14 protein-coding genes are annotated in these 15,209 nt (G+C 68.4%); 11 read left to right on the top strand and 3 right to left on the bottom strand.

The window, feature by feature from the left end; genetic code table 11:
* Positions 1–24: 24 nt before the first annotated feature.
* From FU260_RS06840 to FU260_RS06830, 3 genes are read left to right on the top strand one after another with little or no spacing between them, the layout of a single operon-like run.
* Positions 25–834 (top strand): alpha/beta fold hydrolase, encoded by an 810-nt coding sequence (locus FU260_RS06840; protein ID WP_168211686.1) that lies wholly within the window; start codon positions 25–27, stop codon positions 832–834.
* 60 nt (positions 835–894) lie between these two features.
* Positions 895–1,476 (top strand): GNAT family N-acetyltransferase, encoded by a 582-nt coding sequence (locus FU260_RS06835; protein ID WP_147916379.1) that lies wholly within the window; start codon positions 895–897, stop codon positions 1,474–1,476.
* A complete protein-coding gene (locus FU260_RS06830; RefSeq protein ID WP_168211685.1) occupies positions 1,476–2,339 on the top strand; it encodes an alpha/beta fold hydrolase in 864 nt (287 codons plus the stop codon). Before FU260_RS06835 ends, FU260_RS06830 begins: the two co-directional genes overlap by 1 nt.
* Here FU260_RS06830 and FU260_RS06825 read toward each other — a convergent pair.
* A complete protein-coding gene (locus FU260_RS06825; protein ID WP_147916377.1) occupies positions 2,336–3,208 on the bottom strand; it encodes an LLM class flavin-dependent oxidoreductase in 873 nt (290 codons plus the stop codon). The two genes, FU260_RS06830 and FU260_RS06825, sit on opposite strands and share 4 nt — an antisense overlap.
* Positions 3,201–4,787 carry an MFS transporter gene (locus tag FU260_RS06820; protein WP_147916376.1) on the bottom strand — a complete coding sequence of 529 codons (1,587 nt, stop codon included), beginning with the start codon at positions 4,785–4,787 and terminating at the stop codon, positions 3,201–3,203. The genes FU260_RS06825 and FU260_RS06820 overlap by 8 nt, the downstream gene beginning before the upstream one ends.
* A 103-nt stretch (positions 4,788–4,890) precedes the next feature.
* Between FU260_RS06820 and FU260_RS06815 the strand changes: the two genes are divergently transcribed.
* From FU260_RS06815 to FU260_RS06780, 8 genes are all read left to right on the top strand, one after another.
* Entirely contained in the window at positions 4,891–5,841 is a 951-nt protein-coding gene (locus FU260_RS06815; RefSeq protein ID WP_147916375.1) for an AraC family transcriptional regulator, read from the top strand.
* 279 nt (positions 5,842–6,120) lie between these two features.
* Positions 6,121–6,969: a nitrilase-related carbon-nitrogen hydrolase gene (locus FU260_RS06810; protein ID WP_147916374.1), complete on the top strand. Its 849-nt coding sequence runs from the start codon at positions 6,121–6,123 to the stop codon at positions 6,967–6,969.
* A gap of 18 nt (positions 6,970–6,987) precedes the next feature.
* On the top strand, positions 6,988–8,418 hold the full coding sequence (gene hydA, locus FU260_RS06805) for a dihydropyrimidinase (RefSeq protein ID WP_147916373.1): 1,431 nt from the start codon (positions 6,988–6,990) through the stop codon (positions 8,416–8,418).
* Positions 8,419–8,427: 9 nt separating this feature from the next.
* Positions 8,428–9,453, top strand: a complete 1,026-nt coding sequence (locus FU260_RS06800) for a TIGR03842 family LLM class F420-dependent oxidoreductase (RefSeq protein WP_147916372.1) — start codon at positions 8,428–8,430, stop codon at positions 9,451–9,453.
* A 55-nt stretch (positions 9,454–9,508) separates the two neighbouring features.
* Positions 9,509–10,831 carry an aspartate aminotransferase family protein gene (locus tag FU260_RS06795; RefSeq protein WP_147916371.1) on the top strand — a complete coding sequence of 441 codons (1,323 nt, stop codon included), beginning with the start codon at positions 9,509–9,511 and terminating at the stop codon, positions 10,829–10,831.
* A gap of 33 nt (positions 10,832–10,864) precedes the next feature.
* Positions 10,865–12,364 carry a CoA-acylating methylmalonate-semialdehyde dehydrogenase gene (locus tag FU260_RS06790; protein ID WP_147916370.1) on the top strand — a complete coding sequence of 500 codons (1,500 nt, stop codon included), beginning with the start codon at positions 10,865–10,867 and terminating at the stop codon, positions 12,362–12,364.
* Between the two features lie 150 nt (positions 12,365–12,514).
* Positions 12,515–14,020 carry an FAD-dependent monooxygenase gene (locus FU260_RS06785; protein ID WP_147916369.1) on the top strand — a complete coding sequence of 502 codons (1,506 nt, stop codon included), beginning with the start codon at positions 12,515–12,517 and terminating at the stop codon, positions 14,018–14,020.
* Position 14,021: 1 nt separating this feature from the next.
* Positions 14,022–14,609 carry a TetR/AcrR family transcriptional regulator gene (locus FU260_RS06780; RefSeq protein WP_147916368.1) on the top strand — a complete coding sequence of 196 codons (588 nt, stop codon included), beginning with the start codon at positions 14,022–14,024 and terminating at the stop codon, positions 14,607–14,609.
* On the opposite strand, the gene FU260_RS06775 is transcribed toward FU260_RS06780, so the two are convergent.
* Positions 14,582–15,160: a TetR family transcriptional regulator gene (locus FU260_RS06775; RefSeq protein WP_147916367.1), complete on the bottom strand. Its 579-nt coding sequence runs from the start codon at positions 15,158–15,160 to the stop codon at positions 14,582–14,584. The genes FU260_RS06780 and FU260_RS06775 overlap by 28 nt on opposite strands.
* Positions 15,161–15,209: the final 49 nt, after the last annotated feature.

Raw genomic sequence — 15,209 nt, 5'->3', positions numbered from 1 at the left:
AACCGATGCAGGAGGACAGACCTCGTGACCACAGCCCGACGCCTGATCCGACGGGGAGATGTCGACATCTCGGTGACCGACCGCGGCGGCAACGGGCCCGCAGTGGTCCTGCTGCACGGGCTGGCGGGCAGCTCCCGGGAGCTGTTGCCCACCGCTGACCGGCTCGCCGACAGCTTCCGCGTGCTGCTGATCGACCAGCGCGGTCACGGCGATAGCTCCCGTCACCCGGCCGATGTTTCCCGGCAAGCATTCGTCGATGACGTCGTCGCCGTGCTGGAGCGTCTCCTGCCCGGAGAGCCCGCCGCACTGGTGGGCCAGTCGATGGGCGCCCACACCGCTTTCCTGACGGCGGCCAGTCGACCCGATCTGGTCAGCGCCCTGGTGATGCTCGAAGGTCATGTGGCCGGTGACGATGACCCCGAGCAGGCAGACCAGCTCGGCGACTACTTCGCCTCCTGGCCGGTGCCGTTCGCCGGGGTGGACCACGCCCGGGCACACCTGGGCGACACTCCCCTGGCGAACGCCTGGATCGCGGATCTCGAAACCACACCGCAGGGACTGCGACCGCGGTTCGACGCCGACGTGATGCGACGGACCATCCTCGAGGTACATCGGCCCCGCTGGGCGGAGTGGGAACAGCTCACCGTCCCGACCCTTGCCATCTTCGCCGAGCACGGCATGTTCAGCCTCGAGGAGCAGGATGAGCTGATCCGGCGGCGGCCGGCCACCGCACGCGCCGCGCTCGCCGGCGCGAGCCACGACGGGCATCTGGACGCCGTCGAGGCCTGGACCCGCATCCTGCGGGAGTATCTGGGCGCAGGTGCGAGTGGGTAGTAGCGGACGCTGCCCAGCCGCGCCACGCGAGACGGCGGCACAGTCCGCGACAATGTCACGATGCCTTCTAGAGCACGCACGCCCGACTCGAACAACAGCTTCGTGCTGCACACTGACCGGCTGAGGCTGGACCCGCCCGAGCGTGGCGATGCGGCCGCGGTGCTGGCCATCGCCGGCGACCCACGCGCGGTGGAACACAATCCCTCCGACCTGATCAGTGATCTGGCCGAGGCTGAGGACCTGGTCGGTCGCTGGATCCAGCACTGGGAACGGCACGGCTTCGGCTACTGGTGCGTGCGAGAGACCGGCCGGACTCCTGTGGTCGGCTACTGCGGAGTGAAGGGCATGCTGGCCCGGGAGCAGCCGGTGCTGAACCTGATCTACCGGTTCCGCCCAGAAGTATGGGGCCGCGGCTACGCCACCGAGGCGGCGCGTGCGGCGATCACCTGGGCCCAGACCTCTCAACCAGGAGCAACGATCCTCGCTCGGGTCCGGCCGGAGAACGTGGCCTCGCGTACTGTAGCGCTGAAGGCGGGCCTCAGCCGCGATCCGGCCCTGGACGAGGACGGCGAAGACGGGCTGGATCTCGCCTTCACCGACCGCCGACGCCGATCGACACGGGTAGCCCCAGGGAAACGATGATGACTACCGACTGGACGGTCACCGCTGACGGTCTCGAGCCGCGCGTGCTGGAGCGCAACGGTAGCGCTCTGCACTACTGGGTGGGCGGTGACCAGGGCCATCCAGCGGTCGCCTTCCTGCACGGGGCGACCATGGACCATCGCATGTTCAATGCCCAGATCCCGGCGGTGCTCGCCGAACACCGCGTACTCGTCTGGGACGCTCGTGGCCACGGCCGGTCACAGCCCTTCGGCATCGAACGGCTCACGATCACCGACTATGTCGAGGATCTGCTCGCAGTCCTGGACGACGCAGGCATCGGCCAGGTGGTGCTCGTCGGCCAGTCGATGGGGGCGTACCTCGCCCAGCACATCATCCTGCGCGCACCCGAGCGAGTCGTGGGCCTCGCGGTGATCGGCTCAACCCCGATCGCGTTCGGGCTGAGCTGGGCCGATCAGGTAGCGCTGCAGGTCGTCGCTCGCAGCTTCGGCGTGTGGCCGCTCGCCCATCTGCACCGCTCGATGGCGAAAGCCACGGCAGTTCGTCAGGACGTGCAGGCATACGCGGTGGACGCGATGTCGGTGATCGCACAGCGCGACCTGGTCCGGGTCTTCCAAGCCATAGCCACCGCCGTGAGCCGAGCGGGATTCCCCGACCTTCGCATCGATGTCCCGTTCCTGCTGACTCACGGTGAGCACGACGGCACCGGCAACATCCCCAAGGACGCCCCTGGTTGGGCCGCGAGCGACCCGCGCATCGACTACGTGGTGATCCCCGATGCGGGCCACAATGCGAACCAGGACAATCCAGACGCATTCAACCGAGAGCTCCTGCGTCTCCTCGCCCGCACGGGTGAAGGCCCGCGACCGGGGTCAAGCTGCTAGCGCGGCGCGTTGCGGCGTCGCTCTGCTGCGACCAGTTCCCGGACAGCCGGAGCAGTCTCTCGAGCCACGTGCTCGAGCGAGTACCGATCAGACACGTCCACGGTGAAGACACTCACGCCGTCCTCGATCGCCAATTCCGCAATCTGCTGCACCGGAAGCAGAGCACCCAGGTTGAGCAGGCGCCGGATATCTGCCGGTGAACGGCCGGCGTCTGCGGCAGCCTGGTCGACGACCGCGTTCCCCTCGGCCAGGGTGATCGAACCGTGCTCGGCCAGAGCGGGCAACGACGGCCACCAACCATCGGCGAGCCGTCCGGTCAGCCGCAGCATCCGCGGCTTGTACGCACCGATCCAGATGCCAGCGTCATGCGCCGGGCGGGGGCCGCGATGGGCACCAGCGAGGCGGTAGTGCTCCCCGTGCAGGTGGGCGAGGCCCGGCGCACGAACATCCCAGAGCGCGCGGATCACCTGGACCCCCTCCGCCAACGCGGTCACCGCCTCCCCAGGGGTTCGCCGCGGCCCACCCATCGCCTCGATCCCGTCCCAGAAGTGGCCCGCGCCGAGCCCGAGATCGATCCGGCCACCGCTCAGAACGTCCAGGCTGGCGGCAGCGCGAGCCAGCACAGCCGGCCCTCGGAGCGGAACCGGGTGCACGCTCGCCGCCAATCGCACGGTGGTGGTGCGGGCGGCCACATAGCTCAGCAACGTCCAGGTATCGAGGAAGCCGGGATGATAAGGATGATCGGCGAAGGCCAGCAGATCCACCCCGCTTCGGTCCGCCATCTCGGCAAGTTCGACGACGGCGGCCGCAGAGGCAGTGGTCGAGGGAAGGCCGGCGCCGAAGCGCAGGTCATGTCCGTAGTCAGGCATCGTGGTGGTCTCCTTGATGAGCAACTGCCGCGGTATCGCCGGCAGCGGGTAGGCGCCGAAGGACTGCAAGCGCCACGACCGCGAAGAGCAGTGCCACGGCGGCGCTCACCCCCGCGACCACGTGCAGCCCAGACGTGAAGGCACCTCGGGCCACTGCCAACAGCTCGGCTGCTTGCGCTGAGGTGAGCTGACCAGCCTCGGCGACGGCTCCGGCGAGCGCCTCCTGAGCCCGTTCGGTCACCTGGGTCGGCAGCCCCCGGAGAGCATCACCGACCGCGTGCGAGCGGTAGGCCGCCGCACCTACGCTGCCGAACAGGGCAACCCCCAGCGCAATCCCGAGCTCGCTGCTGGTTTCGGACAGCGAAGACGCCGATCCAGCCTGTTCTGGTGGCGCGGAGCCGACGACGATGTCAGTCCCCACCGTCGCGAGCGGCCCCATGCCAAGGCTCGTGATGCCGTAGCCCGCGATCAACCAGGCCAGGCCGTCTACGCTCGGGACCTGAGTCAGCACGGCTAGCCCGACCGCCACGATCAGCAGCGATCCGGCAATCAGAGCGCCGGGCCGAACGCGCTGGACGAGCAGTGGCGCGAGCATGTTCCCACCGGCCAGGGCGAGGACTGAGGGCAGCAACCACAGTGCGGCATGCAGAGCGGTCAACCCCTGGACAAGCTGCAGGTACTGCGTCACGAACAGCAGGGCACCACCCATGATCATCGTGACCAGCAGCAGGAGAACCACGGCTGTGCTGAACGCCCGATCTCCGAACAGGCGCAGGTCGACAAGCGGCTGGTCCGACCGAGCGATCAGCAACCGTTGCCGCCGGACGAAGAGCATCGCCGCCACGGCGCCACCGAGCACGGTAAGAATCGGGACCGCGCCGACCCCCTCCGTTGCCAATTCCTTGAGGCCGTAGACCGCTGGCAGGATCGCGCCGATCGACAGACCCACACTGACCAGGTCCAACGGGCCGGAGGTCGCTGATCGGGACTCGGGCAGCAGGGCCCGGCCCAGGGCCAGTAGCACTGCCATCACCGGCACGCCGAGCAGGAACACCGATCCCCACCAGAAGCGATCGAGCATGAGGCCGCCGACGATCGGCCCAGCAGACCCCCCGACGAGGAACGCGCTCATCCACACCGCGATCGCGGTGGCACGCTGCTTGCCATCGAGGAACATCGTGCTGATCAGGGCCAGGGTCGACGGCATCAGCGTGGCGCCGGCGACACCGAGGAGTGCCCGCGCGCCGATCAGCATCTCCGGGCTGCTCGCGTAGGCCGTCACGATCGAGGCCAGCCCGAACGCCGTGGCGCCGATCAGGAGCAGTCGCCTGCGGCCGATTCGATCACCGAGGCTGCCCATCGTGACCAGGAAGCCCGCGATCATGAAGCCATAGATGTCAGTGATCCACAGCAGCTGCGTACCGCTCGGCGCAAGCTCGGCAGTCAGGTGCGGCAGGGCGAGGAAGAGGACGTTGTTGTCCAGGCCCAGGAGGATTGTCGGCAGTGCCAGGACGGCCAGTGCCGCCCATTCTCGAGCTCCGGCCCGAGGCGGGGCGGCCGATTTGGTCTCAGTAGTCATGGATACGACGCTATCCACGTAATCGAGCACGACCAATGCGTCATTGGCTTGTTTTCATACGCATTCCTCTTGTTCAGTAGATAGGTGCTGTAACGTGTTGCTCATGGACCTGCTCAGCGACGTGATCGTCAGCATGCGGACGGGTCAGCCCGGGGCGGGACGGGTTCAGTGGCACGAGCCGTGGGGTCACGACTTCTCCGCCGATCCCCGGACGGCGGGCTTTCTGATCGTCGTCCGCGGGTCTGGTTGGTTGCGCACCGAGGACCACCAGCCCGTGGAGCTGGGTGTCGGAGACGTCGTCTTCTCCCCACGCGGAGATGCCTACGCCATCTCCAGCGAACCCACGACACCGCTGACCACCGAGGTGGCCGAGCTCGCACCCACAGAGTCCTTCGGGTCTGTCTGCGCCGGTACCCCTGGTGGGCGCACGACGGTGACTCTGTGCGGCGGATACCGGGTCGATCCGACGCGAGCGCATCCGCTGTTGGGCGAGCTGCCCGCGATCCTTCACCTCCCGGCCAGAGCGGGGCACCGCCACCAGCTACAGATGGCGATCGAAGCGCTCTCCGCTGAGCTGGAGACTCCCACCCTCGGGACCGATGCGCTCGTCCCGGCCCTGCTGGACGCCCTTCTCCTTTACGTTCTCCGTGCCTGGTTCGACACCGCACGTGGCGGCGGCCATGGCGCCACAGACTGGGCAGCCGCCCTGGCCGACCGGGCGATGCTCACTGCACTCGATGCCATGCATCGCAATCCTGCCCACCCCTGGACCGTGCCCAACCTCGCCGCGCAGTCCCGACTCTCTCGCGCCGCGTTCTCCCGCCGATTCGCTGGCCTGACGGGTCGGCCGCCGATGGCCTACCTGACCTGGTGGCGAATGACCCTGGCGGCGCGACTGCTCACCGACTCCGACGCTCCGCTGCGGGAGGTCGCCCTCCGGGTCGGCTACACCTCCGAGTTCGCCTTCGCCGCCGCGTTCCGGCGTGCGCACGACATCGCACCCGGCCGCTACCGCCGGCAACGCCAGAGCGGGCGGGCCGCGGCCTTACCCTGACGATGCCAGCAGGCGCTCTGCCTCACCACTTACGGAAGGGCCGGAGGATTCTGCGGAAGGAGACGCCGAGCTCGCCCCCGCCCCTTCCCGGATCCGGCCTCGGTCAGATAGCGTGCGGCCACACCCTCAAGGAAGAGAGGTCACCTGGGAAGTAGAGGCATCCCACCGCCCCGAGACGCGCGCTTGGGTCTGGCGGTCTGGTGTCTGACCCGGGGGTGAGATCCACCGACCAACGGATGCGGCCGATAGTGCGACCGGCCACGACACGTGGAGGCAGCAGTGAGCATCGTCAAGGCAGCAATCACCCAGACCACCTGGACCGGGGACACCGCGTCCATGCTGGACAAGCATGAGCAGTTTGCCCGGGATGCTGCGACGGCGGGCGCACAGGTGATCTGTTTCCAGGAGCTGTTCTACGGCCCGTACTTCGGCATCACCCAGGACGCCACGTACTACCGTTTCGCCGAGGCCGCCGATGGTCCGATCGTGCAGCGGTTCGCGGCCCTGGCCAAGGAACTGAGCCTGGTGATGATCCTGCCGATCTACGAGCAGGAACAGGCCGGGATCTACTACAACACCGCCGTCGTGGTCGACGCGGACGGCACCATCCTGGGCAAGTACCGCAAGAACCACATCCCGCACCTGGAGAAGTTCTGGGAGAAGTTCTACTTCCGCCCCGGGAATCTCGGCTACCCGGTATTCGACACCGCCGTCGGTAAGGTCGGGGTGTACATCTGTTACGACCGGCACTTCCCGGAAGGCTGGCGCGAGCTGGGTCTGAACGGCGCGCACATGGTCTTCAACCCCAACGCCACCAAACCCGGGCTGTCCAACCGGCTGTGGGAAGTTGAGGGCCCGGCTGCGGCCGTTGCCAACGGCTACTTCGTCCTCCAGCCCAACCGTGTCGGCCTGGAGGACAACGAGTACGGCGACCAGGCCGTCTTCTTCTACGGCACGAGCCAGGTGATCGATCCGCGCGGGAACATCGTCGGTCAGCGCGGCTCCGCGGAGCACGAGGAGGTGCTCATCCGCGAGATCGACCTGGAGATGGTGCAGCAGATGCGCGACGACTGGCAGTTCTACCGGGACCGCCGGCCGGACACCTATACAGCGACCACCCGACCGTAACCAGCGACGGAGCTGACCATGACCACGACCCTGATCACCGGCGGGACGCTCGTCAGCGCGACCGGCCGCGGCGAAGCGGACATCCTGATCGACGGCGAGCGGATCGTCGCCCTCCTTGCCCCCGGCAGTGCTCTCCTCGGCACGGAGCTGACCACCTCCGTGGACACGGTGATCGATGCCTCCGGTCAGTACGTCATTCCCGGCGGTATCGACGCCCACACCCACATGGAGATGCCGTTCGGGGGGACGAATGCCTCGGACACCTTCGAGACCGGCACTCGCGCCGCTGCCCACGGCGGCACCACCACGATCGTGGACTTCGCGATCCAGCGTCACGGCGAGCGAGTCCAGGACGGTCTGGCCGCCTGGCACGAGAAAGCGGCCGGCAACTGCGCTATCGACTACGGCTTCCACCAGATCATCGGCGGAGTCGATGCCGACTCCCTGGCCGCGATGGACACGCTGGTGAACGAAGGCGTCACCAGCTACAAGCTGTTCATGGCCTACCCCGGGGTGTTCTACTCCGATGATGCGCAGGTGCTGCGGGCGATGCAGAAGTCCCGTGACACCGGGCTGCTGACGATGATGCACGCAGAGAACGGCCCCGCGATCGACGTCCTCGCCGAGCAGCTGGTCGCCGAGGGCAAGACCGGTCCGTACTACCACGGCATCGCCCGGGCCTGGCAGATGGAAGAAGAGGCCACGCACCGGGCGATCATGCTCGCCGACGTCACCGACGCGCCCCTGTACGTGGTGCACGTCAGCGCCAAACAGGCCGTCGCCCAGCTCGCCACCGCTCGAACCGCCGGAAAGAACGTGTTCGGTGAGACCTGCCCGCAGTACCTGTACCTGTCTCTGGAGGATCAGCTCGGCGCGGGTGGCACCGACGGCTTCGAGGGTGCCAAGTGGGTCTGCTCCACGCCGCTGCGCTCGCGCCCCGAAGGGCACCAGGACACCATGTGGCAGGCGCTGCGCACCAATGATCTGCAGATGGTCTCCACCGACCACTGCCCGTTCTGCTTCAAGGACCAGAAGGAACTGGGCCGGGCGGATTTCCGGGCCATCCCGAACGGGATCGGCTCGATCGAGCACCGGATGAATCTGATCTACCAAGGTGTGGTCACCGGGGAGCTGACCCTGGAACGGTGGGTCGAACTGACCTCGACCACACCGGCTCGGATGTTCGGCATGTACGGCCGCAAAGGTGTCCTCGCCCCCGGCGCGGACGCCGACGTCGTCATCTACGACCCGAACGGACACACCTCCATCGGGTACGAGGCGACGCATCACATGAACATGGACTACTCCGCATGGGAGGGGTTCGAGATCGACGGTCACGTGGACACGGTCCTGTCCCGGGGCAAGGTCATCGTCGATGCCGACACCTACCTGGGCCGCAAGGGCGACGGCCGCTATCTCAAGCGCGACCTTTCCCAGTACCTCCTCTGAGGAGTCGCCATGGACTTCGGCATCGTCTTACAGACCAACCCGCCGGCCGCGCGCACTGTCCAGCTGGCCCGCGCTGCCGAGCAGTATGGCTTCAGCCACGTGTGGACCTTCGACTCCCACCTGCTCTGGCAGGAGCCCTATGTGATCCACTCGGCGATCCTCGCCCAGACCGAAACGATCAAGGTCGGCCCGTTCGTCACCAATCCGGCGACCCGGGACTGGACCGTGACGGCATCGGTGTTCGCGACCTTGAACGAGATGTACGGCAACCGGACGGTGTGCGGTATCGGCCGGGGCGACTCGGCAGTACGGGTCCTCGGTGCCGCGCCGACGACGTTGCACACGTTGCGCGAATCGGTGCACGTGATCCGCGAGCTCGCCAGTTCCCGACCGGTCACCTACCGCGGCACGCAGGTGCAGTTCCCCTGGAGTCAGGGGTCCGAGCTGGAGGTGTGGGTCGCCGCGTACGGGCCGAAGGCGTTGGCGCTGACCGGTCAGGTGGCCGACGGGTTCATCCTGCAGCTGGCCGACCTGGACATCGCCGAATGGATGATCGCGGCCGTGCGCCAGGCGGCTACCGAGGCCGGGCGCAATCCGGACGAGATCACCGTCTGCGTGGCTGCGCCGATGTACATCGGCTCCGATGTCGCACACATGCGCGAGCAGTGCCGGTGGTTCGGCGGGATGGTGGGTAACCACGTCGCTGACATCGTCGCCCGCTATGGCTCCACCGGCGCCGTCCCGCACGCGTTGACCGATTACATCGCCGGCCGCCAGGGGTACGACTACTCCGAGCACGGACGTGCCGGGAACACCCATACCGACTTCGTCCCAGACGAGATCGTGGACCGGTTCTGCCTTCTCGGCAATGCCGAGGAGCACATCGCGAAGCTCCGCGCACTTCGCGATCTCGGCGTGCACCAGTTCGCCGGATATCTACAGCACGACAACCAGGACGGCACTCTGCGGGCCTACGGCGAGACCGTGATCCCGGCTCTGGACGCACAGGTCGCCCTCGAAGAAGGCGGCAACTAGCACCGCATCAGCACCGTGGGCCAACGGTGGTCCGCACGAGCAGGAGGGCAGCGATATGTTCCAGAGGTCCGACTCCACCACCGCTGAGCAGATCAGCGCGCTGGACCGTGCACACGTGTTCCACTCCTGGTCCGCCCAGCGGGCGCTGGATCCCCTCGTGCTGGCCGGCGGCAGGGCCAGCACGGTGTGGGACCACAGCGGGCGGGAGTATCTGGACTTCTCCTCCCAGCTGGTCAATACCAACATCGGCCACCAGCACCCCGCAGTGGTCGCCGCGATCCGGGAGCAGGCCGAGATCCTCACCACGGTGGCGCCCCCGCATGCGAACGCTGCCCGCAGCGAAGCTGCCCGGCTGATCGCCGAGCGCGCACCCGCGGGTATGGAGAAGATCTTCTTCACCAACGCCGGTGCCGACGCCATCGAGAACGCGATCCGGATGGCTCGCGTGCACACCGGGCGGGACAAGGTGCTCTCCTCCTACCGCTCCTACCATGGCAACACCGGTGCGGCGATCGCCTCCACCGGGGACTGGCGCCGGCAGTCCAACGAGTACGACCGCGCCCACGTGCACTTCTTCGGTCCCTACCTGTACCGCAGCGAGTTCTGGGCGTCCGCACCGCTTCAGGAGTGCGAACGCGCCCTGCACCACTTGGAACGGGTGATCACCTGCGAAGGCCCTGCATCCATTGCCGCGATCCTGCTGGAGACGGTTCCGGGCACCGCCGGAGTTCTCATTCCCCCACCGGGTTACTTGGCCGGGGTACGCGCGTTGGCCGACCGGCACGGGATCACGCTGATCCTCGACGAGGTGATGGCCGGGTTCGGCCGGACCGGCCGCTGGCTGGCACTCGACGGCTACGACGTCGTGCCGGATCTGATCACCTTCGCCAAAGGCGTCAACTCCGGTTACGTCCCGGCCGGCGGGGTGATCATCTCTGACGAGATCGCTGCCACATTCGACGATCGGGTCTTTCCCGGCGGCCTGACCTACAGCGGGCACCCGCTGGCGATGGCCAGCATCGTCGGCTCGATCCGTGCGATGGCCGCCGAAGGGATCATCGACCATGCCGCGCAGATCGGCTCCGACGTCCTCGGTCCGGCACTCGCAGACCTGGCCGAACGGCACGCGGTCGTCGGCGAGGTCCGCGGCGAGGGAGTGTTCTGGGCCCTCGAGCTCGTCACCGACCGCGCGACTCGGGAACCGGTCGGGGCGGTCGTGATGAACCGGGTCAAGTCCGAGCTGCTCGCGCGTGGGGTGCTGCCGCAGCTGGCGGGGAACCGCATCCACGTCGTCCCACCGTGTGTCATCACGGCCGAGGAGGTCGCCCAGGGAGTCGCTGCCCTGGACGAGGTCTTGTCCCTCGACCTGCTCGGCTAACCGCCCCTGCCCGCGTCCTGGAAGGAACCGATCATGACCACCACGACCGTACTCGACCACTGGATCGACGGCGCTCCCTCTCCTGGCACCGGTACCCGGACCGGCCCGGTCTACGACCCGGCACAGGGGGTGGTGAGCAAGCAGGTCCGGTTCGGTTCCGCCGATGACGTCGCCGCCGCGGTGCGGGCCGCCAAGGCCGCGTTCGCTGATTGGAGCCAGGTGTCCCTGGCCAAACGTCAACAGGTGCTGTTCGCGTTCCGGGAGCTCCTGCTGGCCCGCAAGGACGAACTCGCCCAGATCCTCACCGCGGAGCACGGCAAGGTGCTGTCCGACGCCGGCGGTGAGATCGCCCGCGGCATCGAGGTGGTGGAGTTCGCCTGTGGTGCGGCGAGCCACCTCAAGGGCGAGTACTCCGTGAACGTCTCCACCGGCGTCGACGTGTACTCCCTGACCCAGCCGCTGGGCGTGGTCGCAGTGATCAGCCCGTTCAACTTCCCGGCCATGGTGCCGCTGTGGTTCTTCCCGCTGGCCATCGCGGCCGGCAACGCGGTGGTGCTCAAACCTTCGGAGAAAGACCCCAGCGCGGCGAACTGGATGGCTGCGCTGCTCAAGGAGGCCGGACTGCCGGACGGCGTGCTGAACGTGGTACACGGTGACGCCGAGGCGGCCGACGCGCTGCTGACCGACCCCGAGGTGGCGTCCATCTCCTTCGTCGGGTCCACCCCGATCGCCCAGCACGTGTACGAGACGGCGACCGCCCGCGGCAAGCGGGTCCAGGCCCTGGGCGGGGCGAAGAACCATATGCTGGTGCTGCCCGACGCCGACCTGGACCTGGTCGCGGACTCTGCGGTGAACGCCGGCTTCGGTTCGGCCGGAGAGCGCTGTATGGCGATCTCGGTGGTGCTCGCCGTGGAGTCGATCGCAGATGAGCTCGTCGCCAAGATCCGGGAGCGGATGTCCGGGCTCCGCACCGGAGACGGGCGTCGCGGGTGCGATATGGGCCCGCTGATCACCGCCGAGCACCGGGACAAAGTCAGGTCCTACCTCGACGTCGCGACGGCTGACGGCGCCGACCTGGTGGTGGACGGACGCGACGTGCAGCCGGACGGCGACCCGAACGGCTTCTGGCTCGGCCCCACGCTGCTGGACCGGGTGCCGACAACGTCGTCGGTGTACACCGACGAGATCTTCGGACCGGTGCTCTCGGTGATCCGCGTCGCCGGATACGACGAAGGTCTGGAGCTGATCAACGCCAGCCGGTACGGCAACGGTACCGCGATCTTCACCAACGACGGCGGTGCCGTGCGGCGCTTCCAGCTCGAGGCGACCGTCGGCCTGATCGGGGTGAACGTGCCGATCCCGGTGCCGGTGGCCTACTACTCCTTCGGCGGCTGGAAAGCCTCGCTGTTCGGGGACGCCAAGGCCTACGGCGCGCACGGACTGGCGTTCTTCACCCAGGAGAAGACAGTGACCAGCAGGTGGCTGGACCCCAGCCACGGCGGTCTCAACCTCGGCTTCCCCGAGCACGACTGACAGCACGCTGGCGGACACCAGCGGGAAGGAGCAGACCTGACCCTCGGGTCTGCGACGTGCCATAGGAGATCTCCGTGTCGGACACCCGGCTCGGCCGCATGACGTACCTCACTCGTGACAGCCCGCCCTCACGTATGTACCATTTGGTACATGATCAAGAAGAGCTCCGATGCCACTGTGCTCGTGGTCGGCGCCGGGCCGACCGGGATGGTGGCAGCACTCACGCTGACCGCCGGTGGCGTCCCCTGCCGGATCATCGAGCGGCGCTCCGGGCCGAGCCGGACCTCACGCGCCCTGGGGCTGCAGGCCCGTTCGATGGAGCTGCTCGACGGCTTCGGTATCGCCGATCAGGTCGAACAGGTGGCCTACCGGCTCTCCGGTGCTTCGATGATGACCGGCGACCGGGAGCTCGTCCGGATGCCCTGGATCCCGCCGTCGAGCCGGTTCCCCTACACCTATGTCCTCCCCCAGGCAGGACTCGAGGACCTGCTCCGCCGTCGTCTGGCCGAGCGAGGCGTGCGGGTGGAGACCGGCGCCGAGCTGACCGCACTCACCCAGGACGACTCCGGGGTGCACGCCCGGCTCGCCGATGGGCAGAGGCTGACCGCCGACTACCTGATCGGTGCCGACGGTGCCCGCAGCCAGGTGCGCGCCGAGCTGGGGATCGACTTCCCCGGCGATGACACCGGCGAGACGTACTACCTCGCCGATGCGGTGCTCGATCCCGGCGTGTCGATCGGCGACAGCGCGATGTGGCTGGGTCCGCAGGGGCCGCTGATGCTGATGCGCCTGCCGGGCGAGGAGGGCTTGTGGCGATTCTTCGCCGATATGACTGACACTGCCAGCACCGGCGCTCTGCCCGAGCTCACCGAGGAGGTCCTGGTCGGCCTGTTCCGCGAGCGCGGGCCGACCGCTGCCCGGATCGAGCGGATCGACTGGACCTCGATCTTCCACAGCCGGCTACGCCTGGCCGCGAGCTACGCCCGCGGGCGCGCCTTCCTCGCCGGCGATGCCGCACACGTGTTCCCACCGTTCGGTGGGCAGGGGATGAACCTGGGCATCCAGGACGCGGTCAACCTCAGCTGGCGGATCGCCGCGGTCACCCGCGGAACCCCTGCCTCCCTGCTGGCGGAGTACGAGGCGGAGCGCCGGCCGGTCGCGGTGGCCACGATCAAGGACGTCGACGCCCGGCGGCGGATGTACGCAGTGCGCCATCCGTTGGTGCGCAGGCTCCGGGATCTCGTCCTGCGTCTCGGCGGCCGTAGTCGTAGCGCGGCTGCCCGAGGCAGCCTGGCGAACTCTCAGCTCGCGACCACCTACCGCACCGGTCGGAAGGTGCTGGCACGCGGTCCGCAGGTCGGCGACCGCGCACCGGACGCCCCGTATGCCGGCGGCAGGCTGCACCAGCAGTTCGGCGTGGACCACTGCACACTGATCACCTTCGGAGCCGGCGGCCTCGAGCGCAGCCACGGCCACTTCCGCACGGTCGTCGTGGACGCCGGCACCGACCCCGGTGGCGCGGTGCGCAGGGCCTACCGCCGCAGCACCGGCTATGTCCTGGTCCGGCCCGACGGGTACATCGCCTCGACCGGAGCAGACGTGGCCGCTGCTCGGGCCAGAGCCGAAGACCTCCTCGGCCCGGTGACGGTGAGCTGAGATGAGTCCGCGGGAGGAGCTCTTGGGCCGGGTCGTCGCTCATCTTGCCGAACACGGGGTGGGGGACACCAGCCTGCGCACCCTGGCCGAGCGAGTCGGCACCAGCCACCGGATGCTGATCTACCACTTCGGCTCGCGAGACGGCCTGCTGACGGCGGTCGTGGCGAGCACCTGGGCCCGCCGCCCCCAGGATCTCGAGGCGCTGCTGACCCGCGAGGCTGATCCACTCGGGGCCGCCCGGGCGCTCTGGCAACGCCTGGCCGACGAGGCCTCGCTCTGGGGTCCGCTGTTCTTCGAGTGCGCTGCTGCGGCGATGCAGGGCAGAGCCTGGGCGAGCACGCTGCGCGACTGGGTCGCGGCGTGGAACGAGGTGCTCACCGAGGTCTTCCTCCGCGCCGGTCACCGGCCCGAGCAGGCGGCCCGGAACGCGCGGACCGCGCTGGCACTGGCGCGCGGCGCTCTGTTCGAGCTCTGCCTGAGCGGAGACCGGGTCGCAGCCGATGAGCTCATCGAAGGTTTCCTGTCCACCGCCGATCATCTCGACGGCGGAGGTCACGGTGGTCAGGTCAGTACTGCGTCCAGCAGCTGATCCAGCACGCGGTGGGCACCGGCATGCGCACGAGGGCCGCCGGCGTCCTGGGCGAGCCAGAGCGCCGCCTCGTTCATCGCCCCGGAGAGCTGGACCGCGCTGGCTTCGAGGAGGTCGGCGAGCACACCTGCACTGGCGAGCGCCTCGCGAAGGTGCTGCCCGGAGTGTTGCGCGTCCAGATCCCGCCACTCCTGCCAGCCGATCGTGGCCGGCGCGTCGATCAGCAGGACCCGGGCCGCGGGGGCGGCAGTGATCGCGTCCACGAACGCGTGGCAGCCGGCGCGCAGCTGGTCGCCGGGGTCAGCGCCGGCTCGCTCGGCAGCTGCGACCACGGCGGTCGCGACGTCCGCCTGCAGGTGGGCGACGACCGCGCGGAACAGTCCGGCCTTGTTCCGGTAGTGGTGATAGACGGCCCCGCGGGTGAGGCCGGCGGCGGTGGCGACATCGGCCAAGGAGACCTCGGTGATGCCACGGCCGGCCAGCAGCTCGGTGGCGGCGTCGAGGATGTCGCGCGAGGTCTGCGCGGCGACGGCAGCAGAGGTACGGGGCACGGACCCTTCCTTTACGTACACAGTGTATGTATCGTGCTCTTTACATTCT

This window comes from Ruania zhangjianzhongii (assembly GCF_008000995.1).
Classification (GTDB): Bacteria; Actinomycetota; Actinomycetes; order Actinomycetales; family Beutenbergiaceae; genus Ruania; species Ruania zhangjianzhongii.
This window is presented reverse-complemented; position numbering and strand designations above follow the sequence as displayed.